Origin of the sequence: Streptomyces pathocidini (assembly GCF_001418495.1) — a bacterium.
GTDB lineage: Bacteria > Actinomycetota > Actinomycetes > Streptomycetales > Streptomycetaceae > Streptomyces > Streptomyces pathocidini.
Window position 1 is genome coordinate 1 of record NZ_LIQY01000104.1, and the last position, 3,211, is coordinate 3,211.

General features: G+C 73.9%; 3 protein-coding genes. All 3 read right to left on the reverse strand.

The annotated features are described in order from the left end of the window. Positions 1–24: 24 nt before the first annotated feature. Positions 25–1,188, reverse strand: coding sequence for a thiolase domain-containing protein (locus AOK16_RS06750; protein WP_055471315.1), 1,164 nt, complete (start codon positions 1,186–1,188; stop codon positions 25–27). Then, positions 1,181–2,263: a thiolase domain-containing protein gene (locus AOK16_RS06755; RefSeq protein ID WP_055471313.1), complete on the reverse strand. Its 1,083-nt coding sequence runs from the start codon at positions 2,261–2,263 to the stop codon at positions 1,181–1,183. Before AOK16_RS06755 ends, AOK16_RS06750 begins: the two co-directional genes overlap by 8 nt. After that, the coding region (locus tag AOK16_RS06760; RefSeq protein ID WP_055471314.1) for a Zn-ribbon domain-containing OB-fold protein at positions 2,263–3,211 on the reverse strand (949 nt) is incomplete at its 5' end. The genes AOK16_RS06755 and AOK16_RS06760, both read right to left, overlap by 1 nt.

Consider the following 3,211-nt stretch of genomic DNA (forward strand, 5'->3'; position numbering starts at 1 on the left):
AGGCACGGAGGAGGGGACCAGGCCTCACGCCGGGCGGTCCGCGCCCACGAGCCACATCGCGAAGAACTGCGAGCCCCCGCCGTACGCGTGCCCCAGCGCCCGCCGTGCCCCCTCCACCTGGTGCTCTCCCGCCCTGCCCCGCACCTGAAGTGCCGCCTCCGCGAAGCGGATCATGCCGGAGGCGCCGATGGGGTTGGTGGACAGGACCCCACCGGAGGGGTTGACCGGGAGGTCGCCGTCGAGCTCCGTCACACCGGACTCGGTGAGCTTCCAGCCCTCACCCTCCGCCGCGAACCCGAGGTTCTCCAGCCACATCGGCTCGTACCAGGAGAACGGCACGTACATCTCGACCGCGTCGATCTCCCGACGCGGATCGGTGATCCCGGCCTGCCGGTAGACGTCCGCGGCGCAGTCCTGGCCCGCCCGCGGCGAGACGACGTCCTTGCCCGCGAACATCGTCGGTTCGCTGCGCATCGCCCCGCCGTGCACCCACGCGGCCGGGTACGGCGCACGCTCCGCGCCCGCGCGGTCGGTGAGGACCATCGCGCAGGCGCCGTCGGAGGAGGGGCAGGTCTCGGAGTAGCGGATGGGGTCCCAGAGCATGGGCGAGGCCTGGACCTTCTCCAGGGTGATGTCCTTCTCGTGCAGATGCGCGTACGGGTTCTTCAGCGCGTTGCGCCGGTCCTTGTACGCGACGAGCGACCCGATGGCGTCGGGCGCGCCGGTGCGCCGGATGTACGCGCGCACATGCGGGGCGAAGAAGCCCCCGGCGCCCGCGAGCAGCGGCTGCTGGAAGGGGATGGGGAGCGAAAGGCCCCACATCGCGTTGGACTCCGACTGCTTCTCGAACGCCAGGGTCAGAACGGTGCGGTGGACGCGCGAGGACACCAGGTTGGCGGCGACCAGGGCCGTGGAGCCGCCGACCGAGCCGGCCGTGTGCACGCGCAGCATCGGCTTGCCGACCGCGCCGAGCGCGTCGGCGAGGTACAGCTCGGGCATCATCACGCCCTCGAAGAAGTCGGGGGCCTTGCCGATGACGACGGCGTCGATGTCGGCCCAGCTCAACTGGGCGTCCGCCAGGGCGCGTACGGCCGCCTCCCGTACGAGTCCCGCGATCGACACGTCGCGGCGCGCGGCGACGTGCTTGGTCTGGCCGATCCCGACGACGGCCACCGGTTCCTTAGCCACGGCTGCCACGGCTGTCTCCTTCCAGCACGGCCACCAGGTTCTGCTGGAGGCAGGGGCCCGAGGTGGCGTGGGCGAGGGCGCGGTCGGAGGCGCCGCGGTGGATGCGGGCGGCGGCCTCGCCGACGCGGATGAGGCCCGCGGCCATGACGGGGTTGGCGGCGAGGGCGCCGCCCGAGGGGTTCACGGCCACGTCGTCGGCCAGCCGCAGCGCCTTGCGCAGCACGACCTCCTGCGAGGTGAACGGGGCGTGCAACTCGGCGGTGTCCACGGGCCGTTCGAAGGCCCCGGCCCGCTCGGCGGCCAGCCGGGTGGACGGCGAGTCGGTGAGGTCCCGTACGCCGAGGCTGTGCGCTTCGACGCGGTGGTCCATGCCGCGGATCCAGGCGGGCCGGGCGCACAGCCGGCGCGCCGTGTCGCCCGCCGCGAGCACGACCGCGGCGGCCCCGTCGCCGATCGGCGGCGCGTCGTGCCGGCGCAGCGGGCGCACCAGGTAGTCGCCGTCGAGCAGCGCCTCCGCGGTGGCCGAACCGCGCAGCTGCGCGTGCGGGTTGTCCGCGGCGGCGGTACGGCTGCGGGCGGCGACCCCCGCGAGCTGCCGCTCGTCGGTGTCGCCCGCGTCGATGAGCGCCTGCGCCTGGAGGGCGGCGAGCGAGACGGAGTCGGGCCACAGGGGGGCCACGTAGTACGGGTCGAGCTGGCGGGTCAGCACGTCGCGCAGCGAGCCGGGCGAGGACTTGCCGTAGGAATAGACGAGCGCGGTCTCGGCCTCGCCGGTCAGCAGCTTGACCCAGGCCTCGTACAGCGCCCAGGCGCCGTCCATCTCGACATGGGACTCGGAGATCGGCGGCCAGGCGCCGACCCCGTCGAGGGCCATGGTGAAGGAGAAGGCGCGGCCCGCGAGGTAGTCGCTGGAGCCGGAGCAGGTGAAGTCGATCTCCCCCGCGGCCGATCGGACCTGCCCGAGCACGTCCTGGAGGACCGGGATCAGCATCTCGACCTCGGACACCTCGGCGGTGTTCCGCAGGTGGTCGGTCTGCGCGAAGGCGACGACGGCTATGTCCCTGGCGGCGCGCATCAGAGCAGCTCCTTGTACGTGTCGTAGTCCGCGTCCGGTTCGCCGGTCGGGCGGTAGTGGTCGGGGTAGCGCCCGCCGTCGGTCCACACGGGCTCGACGCGCAGCCCCATGCGCACCTGGTCGTACGGGATGCCGGCGATCCGGCCGTGCAGGGCGAGGTCGGCGCCGTCGAGGGCGATGTGGGCGTAGACGTAGGGGACTTCGATGCCGAGATTCGCCGAGTGCGCAGCCTTGATGTTCACGATGCAGTAGGTGGTGACCGTGCCCGAGGGGCCGGTCTCGACCTGCTCGGAGGTGGCGACGCCGCAGGTGGGGCAGGCGCCGCGGGGCGGTATGTACACCTTCCGGCAGGAGGGGCAGCGCTCGCCGAGCAGCCGCCGGTCGCCGAGGGCGGCGAGGTAGCGGCTCTGGGCGCGGCCCGGGGAATAGGTGTAGTCGAGCCGGGCGGGGGCGACGATGCCGGTGACGGGGTCCGCGAACTCCCCGCTGTGCGGGGCGGCTTCGGCAGCTCCCGCGCGCTCCGCGGCGGCCGCCCCGTCCTCCGCCGCGGCCGCTTCCTCATGCGGATCAGGACACGGCTCGGGGCACGGCTCGAAGCACGCGATGTCGGTGATGGCGCCGGTGCGCTCGGCGGCCCAGCGGACGCGGACGCGCAGCCCGGTGCGTACGGCGTCGGGCCCCGGCGCGTCGAGGACGTGCAGGAGGGCGGTGTCGGCGCCGTCGAGCCGGACGAGGACCCACGCGAAGGGGCGCCGCAGCGGCTGGCCGGGCCGGGGTTCGGGGTTCCAGGCCCAGGTGGTGACGGTGCCGGTGGCGCCGACCTCGACCAGTTCGCGCAGCTCCTCCGCGGTGGCCGGATCGTACTCGACGGGCGGTACGAGCACCCGCCCCTCGCCGGTGCGCACGCCGAGCACGGTGCGCTCGCGCAGCCCGGTGAGGAAGGCGCTC

Excerpts from the sequence above, each read along its gene's own strand:
- AOK16_RS06755 (WP_055471313.1), bottom strand. The coding sequence starts at position 2,263 with ATGCGCGCCGCCAGGGACATAGCCGTCGTCGCCTTCGCGCAGACCGAC.